The sequence below is a fragment of the Phenylobacterium sp. Root1290 genome (assembly GCF_001425305.1).
In the GTDB taxonomy this organism is placed as follows: domain Bacteria; phylum Pseudomonadota; class Alphaproteobacteria; order Caulobacterales; family Caulobacteraceae; genus Phenylobacterium.
This window is the reverse complement of the sequence record NZ_LMEE01000001.1, coordinates 1,573,339-1,591,730: the sequence shown is the minus strand read 5'-3', so window position 1 is coordinate 1,591,730 and position 18,392 is coordinate 1,573,339. Positions and strand designations below refer to the sequence as shown.

At 71.0% G+C, this 18,392-nt stretch carries 17 protein-coding genes; 10 read left to right on the top strand and 7 right to left on the bottom strand.

The genetic code is table 11. The annotated features are described in order from the left end of the window. Window positions 1-20: 20 nt before the first annotated feature. Window positions 21-1,313, bottom strand: coding sequence for a S41 family peptidase (locus ASC79_RS07740; RefSeq protein ID WP_056023828.1), 1,293 nt, complete (start codon window positions 1,311-1,313; stop codon window positions 21-23). Between the two features lie 233 nt (window positions 1,314-1,546). On the opposite strand from ASC79_RS07740, the gene dapB reads away from it, so the two are divergent. The 4 genes from dapB (at window position 1,547) to dut (ending at window position 6,318) form a co-directional block, all read left to right on the top strand. Continuing rightward, a complete protein-coding gene (gene dapB, locus ASC79_RS07735) occupies window positions 1,547-2,317 on the top strand; it encodes a 4-hydroxy-tetrahydrodipicolinate reductase (RefSeq protein ID WP_056023832.1) in 771 nt (256 codons plus the stop codon). Next, window positions 2,317-3,744 carry an amidase family protein gene (locus tag ASC79_RS07730; RefSeq protein ID WP_056023837.1) on the top strand — a complete coding sequence of 476 codons (1,428 nt, stop codon included), beginning with the start codon at window positions 2,317-2,319 and terminating at the stop codon, window positions 3,742-3,744. Before dapB ends, ASC79_RS07730 begins: the two co-directional genes overlap by 1 nt. A gap of 213 nt (window positions 3,745-3,957) precedes the next feature. After that, complete coding sequence (locus ASC79_RS07725; protein WP_162244264.1) at window positions 3,958-5,769, top strand: S9 family peptidase; 1,812 nt, start codon at window positions 3,958-3,960, stop codon at window positions 5,767-5,769. A gap of 81 nt (window positions 5,770-5,850) precedes the next feature. Further along, window positions 5,851-6,318, top strand: coding sequence for a dUTP diphosphatase (dut, locus tag ASC79_RS07720; RefSeq protein WP_056023843.1), 468 nt, complete (start codon window positions 5,851-5,853; stop codon window positions 6,316-6,318). 5 nt (window positions 6,319-6,323) lie between these two features. Here dut and ASC79_RS07715 read toward each other — a convergent pair whose 3' ends face one another. From ASC79_RS07715 to ASC79_RS07695, 5 genes are all read right to left on the bottom strand, one after another. Continuing rightward, entirely contained in the window at window positions 6,324-8,342 is a 2,019-nt protein-coding gene (locus ASC79_RS07715; protein ID WP_162244263.1) for a TonB-dependent siderophore receptor, read from the bottom strand. Between the two features lie 73 nt (window positions 8,343-8,415). Continuing rightward, window positions 8,416-8,694, bottom strand: coding sequence for a hypothetical protein (locus ASC79_RS07710; RefSeq protein WP_056023849.1), 279 nt, complete (start codon window positions 8,692-8,694; stop codon window positions 8,416-8,418). Continuing rightward, a complete protein-coding gene (glcF, locus tag ASC79_RS07705; protein WP_056023852.1) occupies window positions 8,691-9,986 on the bottom strand; it encodes a glycolate oxidase subunit GlcF in 1,296 nt (431 codons plus the stop codon). The genes ASC79_RS07710 and glcF overlap by 4 nt, the downstream gene beginning before the upstream one ends. Then, on the bottom strand, window positions 9,986-11,197 hold the full coding sequence (locus tag ASC79_RS07700) for an FAD-binding protein (protein ID WP_056023855.1): 1,212 nt from the start codon (window positions 11,195-11,197) through the stop codon (window positions 9,986-9,988). Before ASC79_RS07700 ends, glcF begins: the two co-directional genes overlap by 1 nt. Window positions 11,198-11,199: 2 nt before the next feature. Continuing rightward, window positions 11,200-12,687, bottom strand: a complete 1,488-nt coding sequence (locus ASC79_RS07695; RefSeq protein WP_056023858.1) for an FAD-linked oxidase C-terminal domain-containing protein — start codon at window positions 12,685-12,687, stop codon at window positions 11,200-11,202. Between the two features lie 155 nt (window positions 12,688-12,842). On the opposite strand from ASC79_RS07695, the gene ASC79_RS07690 reads away from it, so the two are divergent. From ASC79_RS07690 to ASC79_RS07680, 3 genes are read left to right on the top strand one after another with little or no spacing between them, the layout of a single operon-like run. Continuing rightward, window positions 12,843-13,580: a GntR family transcriptional regulator gene (locus ASC79_RS07690; RefSeq protein ID WP_162244262.1), complete on the top strand. Its 738-nt coding sequence runs from the start codon at window positions 12,843-12,845 to the stop codon at window positions 13,578-13,580. A gap of 14 nt (window positions 13,581-13,594) precedes the next feature. Continuing rightward, window positions 13,595-13,975 carry a cytochrome c family protein gene (locus tag ASC79_RS07685; RefSeq protein ID WP_056025054.1) on the top strand — a complete coding sequence of 127 codons (381 nt, stop codon included), beginning with the start codon at window positions 13,595-13,597 and terminating at the stop codon, window positions 13,973-13,975. Window positions 13,976-13,993: 18 nt separating this feature from the next. Beyond that, on the top strand, window positions 13,994-14,467 hold the full coding sequence (locus ASC79_RS07680; protein ID WP_056023866.1) for a hypothetical protein: 474 nt from the start codon (window positions 13,994-13,996) through the stop codon (window positions 14,465-14,467). Window positions 14,468-14,471: 4 nt separating this feature from the next. On the opposite strand, the gene coaBC is transcribed toward ASC79_RS07680, so the two are convergent. Further along, window positions 14,472-15,665: a bifunctional phosphopantothenoylcysteine decarboxylase/phosphopantothenate--cysteine ligase CoaBC gene (gene coaBC / locus ASC79_RS07675; protein ID WP_162244273.1), complete on the bottom strand. Its 1,194-nt coding sequence runs from the start codon at window positions 15,663-15,665 to the stop codon at window positions 14,472-14,474. 115 nt (window positions 15,666-15,780) lie between these two features. Here coaBC and ASC79_RS07670 point away from each other — a divergent pair, with 115 nt between their 5' ends. The 3 genes from ASC79_RS07670 (at window position 15,781) to ASC79_RS07660 (ending at window position 18,366) form a co-directional block, all read left to right on the top strand. Continuing rightward, window positions 15,781-16,311 carry a hypothetical protein gene (locus ASC79_RS07670; protein ID WP_056023871.1) on the top strand — a complete coding sequence of 177 codons (531 nt, stop codon included), beginning with the start codon at window positions 15,781-15,783 and terminating at the stop codon, window positions 16,309-16,311. Between the two features lie 108 nt (window positions 16,312-16,419). Next, a complete protein-coding gene (locus ASC79_RS07665) occupies window positions 16,420-17,421 on the top strand; it encodes an NADPH:quinone oxidoreductase family protein (RefSeq protein WP_056023874.1) in 1,002 nt (333 codons plus the stop codon). A gap of 93 nt (window positions 17,422-17,514) precedes the next feature. After that, the gene (locus ASC79_RS07660; RefSeq protein ID WP_056023877.1) at window positions 17,515-18,366 is read left to right on the top strand and encodes an SDR family NAD(P)-dependent oxidoreductase; all 852 of its coding nucleotides are present in this window, start codon (window positions 17,515-17,517) and stop codon (window positions 18,364-18,366) included. Window positions 18,367-18,392 lie beyond the last annotated feature (26 nt).

Below are 18,392 nucleotides of genomic sequence, written 5' to 3'. Positions count from 1 at the left end.
GACAACCGCCGAACGCTGTCCTAGCTTGCTCCCGTTGCGGCGCCGTGGCGCGCTTGCCGCGTCTCCGACCCGTCCGCAGTAAGCAAGACCAGCGCCCCATCGTCGAAACGGACCCGCCGCGCGGGGGCGCCTTCGACGAAGAACAGGCCCTTGTCGTCCAGCGGCGACAGCACGCTCGGCAGCCGCCGGCCGATCGTCAGCTGCAGCCGCCCATCAACCACCTTGACCTGATAGGGGCCATAGCCGCCCTCGTAGCGGGCCAGGGCCTGCGCCCCGATCGCCGGGGCCGAGGACAGCGCCTCCAGCGTCCAGCGGTTCTCGGTCAGGGCCGGCTCGCCCAGCGGCGCGGAGGCCAGTTTCGTGAACGCCAGCTGCTGGGCGCGGGTCAGGGCCTCGGCGACCGGAACCGCCACGTCTGGCGTCACGCCCACGCCTTCCCAGTTCTTGCCGGTGATCGGATTGATCGGCGTGCCGTCCGAGATGAACACCGAGAGCCCGCCGGCCAGCGGAACCCCGCCGCCCGGATTGGCCCCGCCGGCCGTGGTCTCGCCGACGATGGTCGCCCGCTTCGCCGCCTGCAGGGTGTAGGCGAAGCTCTCGGCCGCCGAGGCGCTGCGCGCGCTGGTCAGCACGTAGAGCGGGGCGTCCAGGCGGCGCTCGCCCTTGATCGGCACGGTCGGCGCCTCGACCTCGTCCGGCTCGCCGCGCAGCTTGAAGGTGTTGTAGATCTTGGCGTCGGCCGGGACGAAGTGCCCGATCAGATAGCCGACCATGGCCGGCGAGCCGCCGGCGTTGTCGCGCATGTCGAAGATCACCGCATCGGTGTCGGCCACGAAGGCCAGGGCCGCATCCGCCGCCTCGCGCGCCGACGGGTCGCCGTCGGGCTGGAAGTCGGCGAAGCCGCGGGTGTCGATGTAGCCGATGTTGCCCGGCAGCACCTTCACCGCCACGAAGCCATAGCCGCCGCGCCGCGACAGGAACGACGGCGGCCCGCGCCGCACCGGCGCTGCGGCCGCCGGCGCCGGCGCCGGCGGCGACCAGTTGACCGCAAAGTGCCCGTCCTGCGGCTGCAGCCGCTCGGTCAGGGCGGCGGAGAAGTCGCGCGGGTCTGTCAGCTTGTCATAGGTCCCCTTCTTGGCCTCGGCGCGCAGCTCGGCGGCGATCTTCGCGCCCTTGGCCTCGTCGAAGTAGCGGGCCGCGATGGCGTCGGCGAGCTGTCCGACGCTGGCGCGCGGTTCGATCGCCTGCTGGGCGTGTCCGGGCGCTGCGAAGGCGAGCGAAAGCGCCAGGGCGCTGGCGAATAGGGTCTTCATCTGGGCGGCTCCGAGGTCTGGCGACCGATGTTCCCGCACAGCTTGACTACAATGCGGCGAAGTTGAAACCCGGCGACGGCGGCCTTCGTCGCCGGGCCGTCCCCGCCGGTCGCATGGCCGCCCGAACGTCGGACGTGCTGGCGGTTCCCGGACCTGGACCGGCGGCCCGCCCTTGACCGCGCACCCCAGGACGCGAGACTACCGCTCAAGTTCAGCGTCCTGGAGAGTTCCCCGTGACCGCCCCCATCGACATCGCCGTGGCCGGCGCGCTCGGCCGCATGGGCCAGGCCGTGAGCGCCGTGGTCTCCGGCCGCCAGGACGTCCGCCTCGCCGCCCGCTTCGACCGCCCGGGGGCCGAGGGCGAGGGCCTCGTGCCGCTCGATCAGGCGCTGGCCGCCGCCCAGGTCGTGATCGACTTCACCACCCCGGCCGCCTCGGTCGCCCTGGCGCAGGCCGCCGCCGCCCGCGGCGCCCCGGCCCTGGTGATCGGCTCCACCGGCGCCTCGCCTGAAGAAATCGACGCCATCGCGGCGGCGGCGAAGTCCGTCCCGATCGTCTTCGCCGGCAACTACTCGCTGGGCGTCAACATGCTGATGGGCCTCGTCGCCCAGGCCGCCCGCGCCCTGGCCGCCGACAGCTACGACATCGAGGTCACCGAGAGCCATCACAAGCGCAAGGTCGACGCCCCCTCGGGCACCGCCCTGATGCTGGGCGAGTCCGCCGCCCGCGGCCGCCAGGTCGTGCTGGCCGACGTCGCCCAGCGCGTGCGCGACGGCATCACCGGCGCCCGTCCCACCGGCGAGATCGGCTTCTCGGTCATCCGCGGCGGCGGCATCATCGGCGAGCACTCGGTGATCTTCGCGGCCGAGGACGAGATCCTCACCCTCAGCCACTCGGCCCGCGACCGCGGCCTGTTCGCCCGCGGCGCCGTCGAGGCGGCCCGCTGGGTCGCCGGCCAGCCGCCCGGCCTCTACGACATGCAGGACGTGCTGGGGCTGAAATGATGGCCGACCTCCTCGCCCGCGACGCCACCGGTCAACTGTCGGCGCTGAGGGCCAAGGAGGTCTCCGCCGTCGAGTTGCTGAAGCTCTCTCTCGCCCGGCACGAACAGACCCACGCGCGCCTCAACGCCGTGGTCGCCGCCGACCTGGAGCGCGCCATCGACTTCGCCAAGGCGGCCGACGACCTGCGGGCCAAGGGCGCCGGCGGGCCGCTGACCGGCCTGCCGATGACCGTCAAGGACACCTTCGACGTGGTCGGCATGGCCGCCTCGTCGGGGTTCGAGGCCCTGCGCCGCCGCAAGCCGGACGACGCCGCCGTGGTCGCCGCCGCCCGCCAGGCGGGTGCGGTGATCTGGGGCAAGACCAACGTCCCGGAGATGGCCGCCGACTGGCAGTCGTTCAATCACCTCTACGGGGCCAGCAACAACCCCTGGGACCCCGCCCGCACCCCGGGCGGCTCGTCGGGCGGCGCGGCCGCCGCGCTGGCCGTGGGCGTCACCGCCCTGGAGATCGGCTCCGACATCGGCGGCTCACTGCGGGTTCCGGCCAGCTTCTGCGGCGTCTTCTCGCACAAGCCGACCTGGGGCCTGGTCTCGCAGGTCGGCCACATCCCGCCCGCGCCCGGCACGCACGCCGAGCGCGACCTCAACGTCGTCGGCCCGATGGCCCGCTCGGCTCGCGACCTGCGGCTGCTGCTCTCGATCCTGGCCGAGGGGGTTCCCGCCAAGGCTGAACTGGCCGACCTGAAGACCCTGAAGCTCGGTCTCTGGCTCGAGGGCTTCCCCCTCGATCCGGAGGTCCGCGCCGTGCTCGAGGATCTCGCCGGCCGGCTGCGCGCCGCGGGCGTGGAGGTGCGGCCGATCTCCGCGCCAGTCCCGCTCGACCAGCTGATGGACGCCTATCAGGTGCTGCTCGGCTCCCTGGTCGCCACCGACATTTCCCCGCGGGCGCTCGCCGCCATGCGCCGCATGCGCGGCCCGGCCGCCGTCGCCCTGGCCCTGGGCGCCAAGCGCGAGTCCTGGGCCGGCCTGACCCGAGCCTACACCGCCAGCCACGCCGAGTGGATCGCCGCCGACGAGGTCCGCGCCCGGCTGCGCAGCACCATGTCGAGCGCCTTCGGGGCCGTCGACGCCATCCTCGCGCCGGTCGCGCCGACGGTCGCGTTCCCGCACGACCACAGGCCCTTCGCCAGCCGCAAGCTGAAGATGTCGGACGGCGCCTCGACGCCTTATCCGGGCATGCTGAACTGGATCGGCCTGGCCACGGCCTGCCACCTGCCGGTCACCACCATCCCCGCCGGCCTGGCCGCCAGCGGCCTGCCGGTCGGCGCTCAGATCATCGGCCCGCACGGCGCCGACTCCCGCACCCTCTCCATCGCCCAGGCCATCGACGAGGCGCTCGGCGGCTACGTGGCCCCGCCTGGCGCCTGACGCTCCGCAACCCTTGCATGCAGCTGGGCGGCGTGTACCCTTGTCGCGGGCATTCCGGGGGGAAGTGTTTTGCTGCGTAGAGTTCTGGCGGCCGCCGCGACGGCGAGCGTCCTTGGTTTTGTTACATCGGCGCAGTCTGCGCCCCCGCCCGCGTCAGCCTTCGGTCGCGTGCCAGCCATCGCCGACGTAGCGATGTCACCGGACGGCCGCCGCGTGGCGATTCTCGGAGGTACGTCCGACAAGCGCTACGTCTCCATCGCCACCATCGACGATCCGAACATGCCGGTGTTGCTGCTCGGCGAAGCCGAAGCGATCAGCCTCCGCTGGGCCGGCAATGACCATGTCCTGGCGCGGATGGGCTACTGGAAAAAGGACGGGCCGCGCCTGTCCTACCGCTACGAGCGGAACCTCGCGATCACCACCGAGGCCAGGGTCGCAGCCCGGATGCTGGAGAACGACGATTTCTCGCAGTATCTGGTCCGGCAACCGGTGTTCAGCACGCTTGCCGGCCCGCCCGCCAGCGTCTTTCTCTTGGGCCTTGCGCCCCTCGAGGCCAGCGGCGGCATGGACACCCGCATCCAGCGCAAGGGGACCAAGGGCTGGGCCGCCGCCTTGATGAAGGCGGACCCCGCCACCGGCAAGGCGGTGCGCATCGAACTGGGCGACAGCGACACAGTTAGTTGGGCGCTCAACGCCGCCGGCGAGCCGCGGGTGCGCTTGGACATCGACGAGTTGACGCACCGTTTCTCGGTCTTCAGTCGGGGCGCCGGCCCGCGCAAGTGGTCGTTGCTGTGGGATGGCAGCGACTATGACAGCCGCCGTCAGTACCTCGGCTACTCCTCGCCAGAAGACGCCATCTACATCGCCGACGGCGACCGGATTCTACGCAAGCCGCTGGCCGGGGGGCCCGACGTGCCGGTCGGCGAGCCGCTGGCCGGCGCCTCGCCCGACCTCTTTTGGGACTATCGTCGTCTCACCCCCATGGCCATGTCCACCGGCGGCGAGCGGCGGACCCTGCACTGGTTGGATTCGGAACTCGGCGCCGTCCATGCGTCCTTGACGAAGGTCTTCAAAGACCGAGACGTGTGGTTCGCCGAGTGGTCGGAGGACCGCACCCGCTTCGTAATCTGGACGACGGCCCCGTCCTCGCCGCCAGCTTGGTACCTGTTCGACAAGAGCCGCAAGGAGCTCTCCCCCCTGGGAGACGAGTATCCCGAACTCAAAGACGCCGCCCTCGGCCAGACCAGCTGGATCACGTACAAAGCCCGCGACGGGCTGGAGATTCCCGCCTACCTGACCCTCCCGCCGGGCCTCGCCGCCGGCGTCAAGCCGCCGCTGGTCGTGCTCCCGCACGGCGGGCCCACAATGCGCGACGACTACGTGTTCGACTACGTCGCCCAGTTCCTCGCCACTCGCGGCTACGCGGTGCTGCAGCCGCAGTTCCGCGGCTCCTGGGGCTTCGGCGACGCCTTTGAAAAGGCCGGCTGGGGCGAATGGGGCGGCAAGATGCAGACCGATCTGCTCGACGGGATCGCCGCCGTCGCCGACAAGGCCGACGCCGGCAAGGTGTGCATCGTCGGGGCCAGCTTCGGGGGCTACGCCGCCCTGGCCGGCGCCACCATGCATCCCGACGCCTACAAGTGCGCCGCCTCGGTCGCGGGGATCTCCGACCTCGGCCTGATGCTCGAACAGCAGTGGCGCACCTCGGGCGATGACTCGGCCAAGGTCGGCGAACTGCGCACCATGCTCGGCGCCGCCGACAAGGGCAAGCTCAACGCCACGTCGCCGGCCCTGCTGGTGAGCAAGACCACCGCCCCGGTGCTGCTGGTCCACGGCGACCAGGACACCGTCGTCCCTCCCCAGCAATCGCAGGTGATGGCCAACGCCCTCAAGGCGGCGGGCCGGCCCTACGAGTACGTCGTCCTGCCGGGCGAGAACCACGACATGACCCGCTCGGCGACCCGCACCCAGATGCTGCAGGCCCTGGAATCCTTCCTGGCGAAGAACCTGCCGGCGACGAACTGACCTCGGCGTCCAGCCCTCGCCCTTGAGGCGGGGGCCGGCCTCTGGCATTCCGCCCTGACCGATCATCGGAGGGCGAGAGCCATGACTGAACCGCGCGCGCCCCTGACGGCGACCTTCAAGCGCTGGGAGGGCAACCACGACCTGCCCCTGCCCGCCTACGCCACCGCCGGCGCCGCCGGCTTCGACTTCCGCGCCGCGACGCCCGACGGCGAGACGATCACCATCGAGCCGAACGCCCGCGCGCTGATCCCGACCGGCTTCGCCGTCGCCCTGCCGATCGGCTACGAGATGCAGATCCGCCCGCGCTCGGGCCTGGCCGCCAAGAACGGCGTCTCCATCGTCAACACCCCCGGCACCGTCGACTGCGACTATCGCGGCCAGATCCTGGTCTGCCTGATCAATCTGGGCGCCGAGGCCTTCCACGTCCGCCGCGGCGACCGGATCGCCCAGGGGATCATCGCCGCGGCGCCGCAGTGGGTCCTGGTCGAGGCCGACGAACTGGACGACACCGTCCGCGGCGCCGGCGGCCACGGCTCGACGGGCGTCTAGCGAGCCTAGTTGAAGGCCTTGCGCAGGCTGACGCGCACGTTGCGATAGCTCTCCTCGTCGCGCCGCTCGGCATAGACGAGGTCGGCGACGTGCCGCAGCCCGGCGTGCACGTCGCGCTCGCTCCAGGCGCCGCGGGCCGTCAGGTTGTTGACCTCCAGCCGCAGTGTCACGTCCGAGCGCGGCGAATAGTCGACGAAGGCGGAGGCCAAGGGCTCGGCGCCGCTGGCCTCGGTCCCGTCGAACCGGTAGGCGGTCTTGTCCGTCGCCCCCGACAGGTTGACCCCCCAGGTGGCGTTCCACGCCGGCAGGTCCTGGGTGAAGGCGGCGTTCCACTCCAGCGCCGACTGGCCCGAATAGCTGCGCCGCTCGCCCGTCGCCGCATCGGTGACCTCCGAGCGCACGGCCTTGAGCCCCGCCTTCAGCAGGCCGCCGGAAATGCCGCCGGCGTCCAGCGGCACGGTGGAGTTCAGCTCCAGCACCTGGCGCAGGCCAGGGCCGACATTGCTGCGCGCATCGAACAGCCCGTTCGGCCCGGCCACCGGCGCCAGGCCGATGACGTCCTCGATCTGCTCCTGGCGCAGGATCGCCGCCAGCGCCCCGCGCCCGGCGAACTGCTGCTCGAAGGCGACCTCGGCGCGCAGGGTCTGGGTCGGGGCCAGCAGCCCGGCGCCGGCCGTCACCACGCCGGTGTACATGTTCACCGAGGCCACGAAGTCGTTGAAGTTCAGCTGCCCGACCTCGCGCTCGATCCGTACGCGGAGCAGTCTCTGCGGGCTGGGCGTCCAGGTCAGGGCGGCCGAGGGCTTGGCGAAGTCCAGGCTCTGCTCCTCGCCCCGGCCGGGATCGAGGATCGAGGCCTCCACCCGCAGCCCGGCCTCGATGGCCAGCACCGGCGAGGGTTGCCAGACCCCGGTCGCGAAGCCCTCGCCGCGGCGCTCCTCGACCCGCGCCTGCGATCCGGGCGCCGGGGCCAGCACGCCGCCGACCATCAGGGCGCTGTCGCCCTCCAGCCAGTTGAAAGCCGCCTCCAGCCCGGTCTCCAGCGACAGGGCGTCCCAGCCGTGGAAGCGCAGCACCGCGCGCCCGACCGTCTCCCCCGACTCGTCGAAGCGGCGGTAGCCGACGGTCTTGGCCCCGTTGACCGAGGTCGCCCGCGTCTCGTTGGTGCGCCACGAGCGCAGGGCCAGGGTCTCCAGCTCGACGCCCCCGCCAAGCGGCGCGACATAGCGGCCGCCGAACTCGCCGCCGGCCCCGCGATAGACTTCGGTCAGGACGCCCAGGCCCTGCGGATAGGCGAAGACGTCGCGCTCGGTGATGTCGCTGGTCTCGCGGTAGCTGCGGATATTCAGCCGCACGTCGCCGACCGGCAGCGCGGTCTCGTAGGCCGCCGCACCGACGATGGCGTCAGCCGGCTTGTCGCTGGCGATCTGGGAATCCATCAGCAGCCGCCCGTCGCCGCCGGTGCGCAGCCGGTGGGTCCGGCGGCGATCGTGCGCGTCGCCGCGGGTATAGCTGGCCGCGGCCTCGAAGACGTGGGCGCCCAGCCGCGCGGCGACGTCGGCGGCGACCTCGCCCTCGTTGCGGCCGCCGGCGCCCAGGGTCAGCTGGTCGGAGACGCTCACCGCGCCGCTGATCCCGCCGCGCGGGTCGCGGATCACGTTGGCCACCACCGGCTTGCGCTGCATGTCGATCCCCGGCGCGCCGCCGCGGATGACGTCGATGCGGACCACCTGGTCGGCCGGGATGCGGGCCAGCACGTCGCTCAGGGAGTCGCTCTTGGACGAGGGCCGGCGTCCGTCGATCAGGACGTTGCCCGCCGCGCCCGACAGGCCGCGCACGCTGCCGCCGCCGTCGAAGGCGAAACCGGGAATGCGGTCGATCATGGCCTTGGCGTCGCCGGGCCGCGAGGCGGCGAAGAAGCCGGCGTCATAGCTGGTGACCGCCTGGTCGGCGCCCGGCGCCTGCGCCGCGCCGGCGTCCTGGGCCAGGGCGGCGGCCATCAAGGCGATCGTCAGTACTCCCACGCGCATCCCCCCAAGGTTGTACGACGTGGATCTAGGACTGAGTACGGCGCGTGTAAACGGCGCAGACGACGGTTTATCGCCCTCCGGAGCCCTGAGGCGGTAACGCTTTCTGGAGGTAGGCGATGATCGCCGCCTGTTCGGTCGTCGAGGCCTCGGCGCCCTTTTCGACCATGGCCTGGACGACGTCGCTCCAGGCCGCCTGCTTCTGGCTCCGCTCCACCAGCACCTCGGCCTCGTGGCAACCGGTGCAGACCCGCACCGTCTCGGCCCGGCCAGGCCCCGGCGGCAGCGGCTCGGCCCGCGCCGATCCGGCCATGAAGCCGACCATCAGGACGACGATCAGCCGCCTCACGCCCGGCCCGCCAGCGCCGCCGGCGCCGGTCCGCCCGCCGCCCAGTCGAGGAGCTCGACCGTGTGCACCACCGGCACGCCCGAGCCGCCGGCGATCTGGGTCAGGCAGCCGATGTTGCCGGCGGCGATGACGTCGGGCTTCGTCGCCTCGAGATTGGCGACCTTGCGATCGCGCAGCCGTCCCGCCAGCTCCGGCTGCAGCAGGTTGTAGGTCCCCGCCGATCCGCAGCAGATGTGCGGTTCCATCGGCTCGACGACCGTAAAACCTGCCGCTTGCAACAAGGCCTTGGGAACGTTGCCGATTTGCTGGCCGTGCTGCAGCGAGCAGGCCGAATGGTAGGCCACCCGCAGTCCAGCGCCCGGCCCGGTCGGCAACGGCGCAAGCCCTTGAAGAACCTCGGTAATGTCCTTGGCCAGCGCCGATACCTTGGCCGCCCGCGCGGCCCATTCGGCGGATTCCCGGAAGACGAAGCCGTAATCCTTCACGCTCGTCCCGCATCCGGAGGCGGTGACGATGATCGCATCCAGCCCCGCGCCCTCGATTTCGCGGGTCCAGGCGGCGATGTTGGCCTGCGCCAGGACGTGCGAGCGGTCGGCCTGGCCCAGGTGGTGCGGCAGCGCCCCGCAACAGCCCGAGCCCGGCGAGGTCACCACCTCGACCCCCAGGCGGTTCAGCAGCCGGATCGCCGCGCCGTTGATCTCGGGCGCCAGCACCGGCTGGGCGCAGCCGGCCAGCAGCGCCACCCGCGCCCGCCGCTCGCCCACAGCCTTGAAGACATTCGGCTTTTCAGCCGGGTCGGGTGGCGGCAGCCTCACCGGCGCCATCGCCGCCATGCCTTTCAGCCGGCCCGGCAGCCACCCCGCGAACGGCCGCCCGACCTGGGCCAGCCTCAGCGCCCAGCGGAACAGCGTCCGGTCCGGCAACACCCGCGCCAGCATCCCGCGCAGAAAACGCTCCGGCCACGGACGAACGTGGTGCTCCTCGATATAGGCCCGCGCATGATCGACCAGGTGCATGTAGTTCACGCCCGACGGGCAGGTGGTCATGCAGGACAGGCAGGAGAGGCAGCGGTCGACGTGCTTCACCGTCCGCGGCGACGGCGGCCCGCCCTTCTCGAGCATCTCCTTCATCAGGTAGATCCGCCCGCGCGGACTATCGAGCTCGTCGCCCAGCAGCAGGTAGGTCGGGCAGGTCGCCGTGCAGAACCCGCAGTGCACGCAGGTCCGGATGATCTTCTCGGACGACGCCGTGTCCGGGTCGGCCAGTTGCGCCGGGGTGAAGCTGGTCTGCATCAGGCGTACATCCGGCCGGGATTGAAGATGCGCTGCGGATCGAACTGCGCCCGCACCCGCTCGGTCAGGGCGGCCACGCCCGGCGCCAGCGGCTGGAACGGCGCGACCTGCGCCCGCACGGCGCCGGGCGCGCGCATCAGGGTCGCATGGCCATCGCCGACCTGCGCCAGCACCTGCCGCACGCGGCCCGCATGGGCGTCCGGCGCGGCCGGCAGCTCCAGCCACACCGCCCCGCCGCCCCAGTCATAGAAGCAGCGCCCGCCCAGCTCGTCGGCCAGCCGCCGGCCTGCCGCCGCGCCGGACATCGGGGCCACCGACAGCTTCCAGACAGGGTCCTGCCGCCCGACGAAGAAGGCCGCATCGGCGATCTCCTTCCAGGCCAATTGGGAGGCCTCGCGGTCCAGGACCGCCTGCCGTGTCTCGCTGGAGAGCACCTGCGCCAGATGCGCGATCCGCGCGGTCACCGACGGCCCCACGCCCTCGACCCGCAGCAGCGTCACGCCGCCGCCCGCGGCCGAGAGCTCGCCGACGTGCGAACGCGCCGCGATGTCGGCCGGCAGGTGCGCGGCCGACGACACCTGGGCCGGGCAGCCCAGGGCCTTGGCCATCACCGCCATCGCCGCCTCGTCGCCAAGGCCGCGAATGACCAGCGTCTGCGCCTGCGGCGGGGCCGGCAGCACCTTCACAGTCAGCTCGGTGACAGCGCAGAGCGTCCCGAAGCTTCCCGTCGCCAGCTTGCAGACATCGAAGCCGGTGACGTTCTTGACCACCCGGCCGCCGGCCGCGAACGCCTCGCCAAAGCCGTTGACGCCCTTCAGCCCCAGGCAGTGGTCGCGCGGGCCGCCCGCGGTCAGCCGCCTTGGCCCGCCGCGCCCGGTCAGCATCGCTCCGCCCACCGTGCCCAGGCCCGCCGGCAGCCCCCACAACGGTCCGAAGTCCGGCGGCTCGAAGGCCAGGCATTGGCCGCGCTCGGCCAGCATGACGGCGACGTCGGCCATTGGAACGCCAGGCTCCACCGCCAGGATGAGTTCCTCGGGCTGGTAGGTCACCACCCGGTTCAGGGCCGAGAGGTCCAGCACGGCGTCGGCCTCGACCGGGCGTCCGAATGCGCGCCGCGTGCCGGTCCCGACCAGTTCCAGGGTCCGTCCCTGGGCCAGCGCATCGCCGACCGCCGCCGCTGCGTCCGCCGCGTCCTTGGGTGTCCAGGCCACGCTCAGAACCGATCCAGCTCAGGGAAGCGGACCTTGCCGCCATGGATGTGCACGCGGCCCAGCTCCGCGCATCGGCAGAGCTTGGGGAACACCTTGCCGGGGTTCAGCAGGCCGTCCTCGTCGAAGGCGCACTTCAAGCGTTGTTGTTGGTCCAGATCCGCCGGCCCGAACTGCACCTCCATCAGGTCGCGCTTCTCCACGCCCACGCCATGCTCGCCGGTCAGCACGCCCCCGACCTCGACGCAGAGGGTCAGGATCGCCGCCCCCAGCTCCTCGGCCTTGTGCAGCTCCCCGGGCACGTCGGCGTCATAGAGGATCAGCGGGTGCAGGTTGCCGTCGCCGGCGTGGAACACGTTGGCGATCCGCAGGCCGCACGCTTCCGACAGCTCGGTCATCCGCCGCAGCACCTTGGGCAGGGTCGCGCGGGGGATGGTGCCGTCCATGCAGTAGTAGTCGGGCGAGATCCGTCCCACCGCCGGGAACGCCGCCTTGCGCCCCGCCCAGAAGCCCTTGCGCTCGTCCTCGTTCATCGAGATCCGCAGATAGCTGGCGCCGCAGCCCTCGCCGATCTCGCGCACCACCTCGATCAGGTGGTCGACCTCGGCCGGCGGGCCGTCCAGCTCGATGATGAGCAGCGCCTCGACGTCGAGCGGATAGCCGACCTTCACGAACGCCTCGGCCGCCGCGATGGCCAGGCGGTCCATCATCTCCATGCCGGCCGGGATGATGCCGGCGGCGATCACCGCCGCCACGCAGGCCCCGGCCGCCTCGACCTCCTGAAAGCCCATCAGCAGGGCCCGCTGGGTTTCGGGGGCCTGCAGGATGCGGACCGTCACCTCGGTCACCACGCCCAGCAGCCCTTCCGACCCGCAGACCACGCCCAGCAGGTCCAGCCCCTGCGGATCCAGGTGCTTGCCGCCCAGCCGCATCACCGTGCCGTCGATCAGCACCAGCTCCACGCCCAGCAGGTTGTTGGTGGTCATGCCGTACTTCAGGCAGTGCACGCCGCCGGCGTTCTCGGCGACATTGCCGCCGATCGAGCAGGCGATCTGGCTGGAGGGGTCGGGCGCGTAATAGAACCCCTCGCCGGCCACCGCGTGGGTCACGGACAGATTGGTCACGCCGGGCTGCACCACCGCGCAGCGGTTGGCGTAGTCGACGTCGAGGATGCGGTTGAACTTGCCCATGCCCAGGATGATGCCGTCGGCCAGCGGCAGCGAGCCGCCCGACAAAGACGTCCCGGCCCCGCGCGGCACGACCTTGAGGCCGACGCCGTGGCAATAGGCGAGGATGCGGCTGACCTGGTCGACGGTTTCGGGCAGCACCACGATCATCGGCCGTTGGCGATAGGCGGTCAGGCCGTCGCATTCATAGGCGGCCAGGCCGGCGTCGTCGTCGATCACGCCCTCGCCGGGAACGATCGCGCGCAGCGCCGCCACGAACTCGGCGCGGCGGGCCAGCAGTCCCTGGTCGGGCGCCGGCATCAGCATGGCTGTCTCACGTCCCTTCTCCCCTTGGACGGGCCGACATAACGCGGGTGGTTGGCGATGACCACAGGCTGCTTCCGCATGCTTCCCCTAGGTGAGCACGTTTCGTATACTGAATACGAGAAGCCGGCTCAGTCGCCGGGCTGCGAGCGTGGATGATGGACGGCGATTTCCCCTTGGGCGACCCTCACGGCGCCGCCCCGACCACCCTGAAGTCGCACATCCTGCGCCTGCTGCGCGAGGCCATCCTGTCCGGGCGCTACACCCCGGGCTCGCGCCTGAACGAGAGCCAGCTGGCCCGCGAGTTCAATATCAGCCGCATCCCGATCCGCGAGGCGCTGATGCAGCTGCAAGAAAGCGGGCTGGTCACCAACCACGCCCGCCGCGGCATGTTCGTGACCAGGCTGACCGCCGAGGACGTGCAGCGCATCAACAGCATCCGCGTGGTGCTGGAGGCCGAGGCCCTGCGCCTTTGCCAGGCCAACATGACCAAGGCGTCGGCTGCGAAGCTGACGGCCATGGTCGAGCAGATGGAAGCCTGGGAGGTCGGCGCCGAACCGGGCGCGGCCACCACCGACTTCGAGTTTCACCGCGCGATCTGGGCGCTGTCGGGCAATCCCTACCTCGCCCGCACGCTCGACTCCCTGTGCACGGTCCTGTTCGCACACGCCGCCCAGGACCGCGGCGAGACCATCAAGTGGCGCCTGAACCGGCATCGCGGACTTCTGGATGTGGTTTTGGGCCGCTCCAGCGTCTCGCCAGAGGACGCCGTGATTGCACACCTGAGGGTTTCCTATGACGAGCCGGAGAAGTTCTCCAGCTACGCAGCGACGCAACGGACCGCCGAGCCGGCCGTTGACCGCTCGCGCCCAAAGCGCCGGACCTCAGCCAGATGACCAGGATCACGCCGATGACCCATCGCACCGCCTCCCGCCTGGCCGCCGGCCTGACGCTCGTCGCCGGCCTGGCTGCAGCGTCCGCCGCCTTCGCCGCGCCGGTGCAGGGCGAGACCGTATTCAAGCAGCAATGCGGGACCTGCCACACGATCGCGCCGGGCGCGGCGAAGCTTGGTCCGCCGCTGAAGGGCATGATCGGACGCAAGGCCGGGACCGTGCCGGGATACGCCTATTCGAACGCGCTGAAGGCCTGGGGCCAGACCTGGACCACGGCCAATCTCGATCAGTACCTCGCCAAGCCCACCGCGACGGTGCCGGGCACCAAGATGCTGGTCGGCGTATCCAACGCCGAGCAGCGCGCGGCCGTCGTCGCCTATCTCGCGGCCCAGAAGTAGCCAACCATCGGGTGATCCATGACCACGGTTGACCTCCGGCAGGGCGCCCGCCTCGCCGGGGCGCCCCTGCACGCCAGCCCGGTGGGCCGCGCGCCGGACTATCACGCGCTCGGGACGTTCTCGGAGACCTGGGCCTTCCTGGAGTATTTCCTGGAACGTTGCGCCAAGACCGGCGGCGGCGAGATCGCCACCGACCAGGCGCTCAGCCTGCAGGCGCGGCTCGACGCCCTCGATCATCTGGACCTCGGCGCCCAGCGCAGCGAGGCCTTGGCCCTGACCGCGGAAATCCGCGTCGTCGCCCATCGCCGGCAAGCGGCGCTGCAGGACCTCGCCCGCGCCAGCCTCAACCGAATGGGCCTAAGTCAGTTCGACCTTCCCGCCGCGCCGCCGTTCGGCGACGACAAGGCGCTGGACGCCCTGCACATGAAGACCTGCGACCTGGTTCGCCGCAGCGTGCTGCTGCTCTGCGCCCTGGAGAAGGCCCGGAGCTGATCGGTCAGACCAGCGCCTGGGCCATCCGTTCGGCCAGCTTGCGGGCGACCTCGGACTTGGCCGTCCGGTCCCAGCGCTCGACGCCGTCCTTGGTGACGATGGAGACGGCGTTGTCGTCGCCGCCCATGGTGCCGGCCACGCTGACGTCGTTGGCGACGATCCAGTCGCAGCCCTTCTTGGCCAGCTTGGCCTTGGCGTAGGTTTCGACGTCGTTGGTCTCGGCCGCGAATCCGACCACCAGCCGCGGGCGATTTACCGAACTCGATAGCGTCGCCAGGATGTCCGGATTCTCCACCAGGGTGATGGCGGGCGGACCGTCCGCGCCCTTCTTCATCTTGGTCCCGGCGGCGCTCTGCGGGCGCCAGTCGGAGACCGCCGCCACGCAGACGGCGATGTCGGCCGGCAACGCCGCTTCGCAGGCGGCCAGCATCTCGCGGGCGGTCTCGATGTCCACGCGCTTGACCCCGACCGGGGTCGGCACGGCGACAGGTCCGGCGACCAAGGTCACCTCCGCCCCCAGGTCGGCCAAGGCTTTGGCGATGGCGAAGCCCTGCTTCCCGCTGGACCTATTCGTCAGTACGCGGACGGGATCGATCGGCTCGGCGGTCGGCCCCGCCGTCACGATCGCCCGCTTCCCGGCCAGCGGCCGCGCCGCCGGACCTTCCAGCGCCGCCATGATGGCCGCGAAGATCGCCGGCGGCTCGGCCAGCCGCCCGAAGCCGTATTCGCCGCACGCCATCGCGCCCTCGTCGGGACCGACGAACAGCACGCCATCTCCCTTCAGTTCGCTAATGTTGCGGCGCGTCGCCGGATGCTCCCACATGCGCACGTTCATGGCCGGCGCCATCAGCACACGCTTGTCGGTGGCCAGCAGGGTCGTTGAGGCCAGATCGTTGGCGTGGCCGTGCGCGGCCTTGGCGATCAGGTCGGCGGTCGCCGGCGCGACGACCACCAGATCGGCCGAGCGCGAGAGCTCGATATGGCCCATCTCGGCTTCGTCGGTCAGCGAGAACAGCTCGGAATAGACCTTGTCCTCGCTGATCGCCGCGAGCGACAGCGGCGTGACGAACTGCTCGCCCGCCTTGGTCAGGATCGGCCGCACGCCGACCCCGGCCTTGCGCAGCAGCCGGGTCAGTTCCAGCGCCTTGTAGGCCGCGATGCCGCCGCCGACGATCAGGAGAATCCGCTTGTCCGACAAGGCTTCGTGCCCCTCCGCAATGGTCGCCCGGTCATAGGCCATACGAAGCGGCTGGACAAACGCCGGTTTCCGTTCTTAATTTGTTCCACAACTTGGCCGTGAGAGGGAGAGACCGGTGGCTAGGTACAAGATTGCGTTGAGCTTGGGCCTGGCCCTGATCCTGACCGCCGCCTGCGAGCGGCCCTCCGCCGTCGCCCAGAAGGACGAGGCGCCGCAGGCCTCCGAAACTCGTCAATTCGCCACTGCGCCGTCCCGCTCCGAACAGGGCGCCCGCCGCGAAGAGCCGGTGCGCGAACTGGACGGACGCCCGATCTGGTCCGCCAGCCGCCGCGGCACCGCCGAGGAGAACGCCCAGCGGGCCTTCGACCGCAACGGCGAGGCGTTCGGCGCCCGCGACCTCGACGATTTCGTCCGCAAGGCCCACGCCTTCGTCGAGAAGCCGCCGGCCGGGACCCAGCGCCTGACCCGCGCCAACGGCGACGTGCTGCTCTACGACCCCAAGGGCAACGTCTTCGCCGTCGCAACCAAGGACGGGGCGCCGCGGACCATGTTCAAGCCCGACGAAGGCGCCGCCTATTGGGACGAGCAGAAGGCCCGCCAGGCGCGGCAGGCCTCCCGCGGCGCGCAGGACAACGGCGAGAGCTGACGACCCAGGCTGACGGGGCAATCAAACAAATGTTCGAACCGCCCCTTTCGCCGGTTCGGCCCCTGCGCTAGCGTCCGCGCCAATCAATTGCAGACGCGGGAGACGGACATGAAAGCGGTGCTCAGCAAGGTGACGGGCGGACCCGAAACCCTGGTGGTCGAGGACATCCCCGCGCCCGAGGCCAAGCCTGGCCACGCGGTCATTTCGGTCAAGGCGGTCGGCGTGAACTTCCCCGACGTGCTGATGATCGAGGACAAGTACCAGTCCAAGCCGCCGCGTCCGTTCTCGCCGGGCGGCGAGCTGTCGGGCGTGGTCAAGGCGGTCGGCGAAGGCGTCACCAACGTCAAGGTCGGCGACCGCATCCTGGCCAACACCGGCTCGGGCGGCATGGCCGAGGAAGTCCTGCTGCCGGCCAACCGCCTGTGGCACATCCCCGACTCCATGCCGCACGACATCGCCGCGGCCTTCATCCTGACCTACGGCACCTCCTGGCACTCGCTGAAGGACCGCGCCGACCTGAAGGCCGGCGAAACCCTGCTGGTGCTGGGCGCGGCCGGCGGCGTCGGCCTGGCGGCCGTCGAGCTTGGCAAGGCCATGGGCGCGCGCGTCATCGCCGCCTGCTCCAGCCAGGAGAAGGTCGACCTGGCCATCAAGCACGGCGCCGACGCCGGGGTGGTCTACGGCCGCGGCCCGTTCGACCGTGACGGCCAGAAGGCGCTGGGCCAGCTGTTCAAGGAAGCCGGCGGCGAGCACGGCTTCGACGTCATCTATGACGCCATCGGCGGCGACTACGCCGAGCCGGCGCTGCGTTCGATCGCCTGGGAAGGCCGCTATCTGGTGGTTGGTTTCGCCGCCGGCGACATCCCGAAGATCCCGCTGAACCTGGCCCTGCTGAAAGGCTGCCAGATCGTCGGCGTGTTCTGGGGCACCTGGGCGGCGCGCAATCCCGAGCTGTTCTCCAAGAGCATCGACGAACTGCTCGAGCTCTACGCCCAGGGCAAGGTCACGCCCTACGTCTCCGAGCGCTTCCCGCTCGAGCGGGGCGCCGACGCCATCGCCCACCTCGGCAGCCGCAAGGCCATGGGCAAGGTCGTCGTCACCATCGACTGACGAAGCTGGAGTGGAAGCCGCTGAAACGGCTTCCACTTTCCCGCCCCCCGCTCTAGTTATCGCCGATCACATAAAAAAGATCGGGAGCGAAACATGGCGGGACGTCTGGACGGCAAGGTGGCCTTGATCACCGGCGGCGCATCGGGAATCGGACTCGGCACGGTCGAGCTATTCGTCGCCGAAGGCGCCAAGGTCATCGCCGCCGACATCCAGGACGAAAAGGGCGCGATGCTGGAGAAGCGCTTCCCCGGCAATGTCGCCTACGCCCACTGCGACGTCACCAGCGAAGCCGATATCGAAGCCGCTGTGAAGAAGGCCAAGTCCGAGTTCGGCGGCCTCGACATCCTGTTCAACAACGCCGGCATCTCCGACCGGATGACCTCCATCGGCGAGATCACCGCCGACGGCTGGAGCTGGATCTTCGACATCCTGGTCCGCGGCCCGGCGCTGGGCATGAAGCACGCCGTGCCGCTGATGCTGGAGCGCGGCGGCGGGTCGATCATCAACACCGCCTCGATCGCCGGCCTGCAGGCCGGCTTCGGCCCCATCGCCTACTCGACCGCCAAGGCCGGGGTGATCCACATGAGCCGCGTCGCCGCCGCCCAGCTGTCGCCGCAGAAGATCCGCGTGAACGCCATCTGCCCCGGCCTGATCGCCACCTCGATCTTCGGCGCCTCCTTCGGCCTGCCCCGCGAAGTCGCCGACCAGATGGCCGCCCGGGTCGCCGAGAACGCCGCCCAGGCCCAGCCGGTGCCCAAGGCCGGCCTGCCGGACGACATCGCCCAGGCGGCGCTCTACCTGGCCTCGGACGCCGCCGCCTTCGTCTCGGGCACGCATCTGGTGGTTGACGGCGGCATCACCGTCGGCGGCCGCCACTCGTGGGACGCCAGCATGGTCTCGCCGTTCGCCACCATCCTGGGCGACCTGACGCCGACCCAGCCTTGACCGCCGCGGCCGGCAAGCCGCGCCTG

Excerpts from the sequence above, each read along its gene's own strand:
- ASC79_RS07740 (WP_056023828.1), bottom strand. The coding sequence starts at position 1,313 with ATGAAGACCCTATTCGCCAGCGCCCTGGCGCTTTCGCTCGCCTTCGCA.
- ASC79_RS07730 (WP_056023837.1), top strand. The coding sequence starts at position 2,317 with ATGGCCGACCTCCTCGCCCGCGACGCCACCGGTCAACTGTCGGCGCTG.
- dut (WP_056023843.1), top strand. The coding sequence starts at position 5,851 with ATGACTGAACCGCGCGCGCCCCTGACGGCGACCTTCAAGCGCTGGGAG.
- glcF (WP_056023852.1), bottom strand. The coding sequence starts at position 9,986 with ATGCAGACCAGCTTCACCCCGGCGCAACTGGCCGACCCGGACACGGCG.
- ASC79_RS07695 (WP_056023858.1), bottom strand. The coding sequence starts at position 12,687 with ATGCTGATGCCGGCGCCCGACCAGGGACTGCTGGCCCGCCGCGCCGAG.
- ASC79_RS07690 (WP_162244262.1), top strand. The coding sequence starts at position 12,843 with ATGGACGGCGATTTCCCCTTGGGCGACCCTCACGGCGCCGCCCCGACC.
- ASC79_RS07685 (WP_056025054.1), top strand. The coding sequence starts at position 13,595 with ATGACCCATCGCACCGCCTCCCGCCTGGCCGCCGGCCTGACGCTCGTC.
- ASC79_RS07680 (WP_056023866.1), top strand. The coding sequence starts at position 13,994 with ATGACCACGGTTGACCTCCGGCAGGGCGCCCGCCTCGCCGGGGCGCCC.
- ASC79_RS07665 (WP_056023874.1), top strand. The coding sequence starts at position 16,420 with ATGAAAGCGGTGCTCAGCAAGGTGACGGGCGGACCCGAAACCCTGGTG.
- ASC79_RS07660 (WP_056023877.1), top strand. The coding sequence starts at position 17,515 with ATGGCGGGACGTCTGGACGGCAAGGTGGCCTTGATCACCGGCGGCGCA.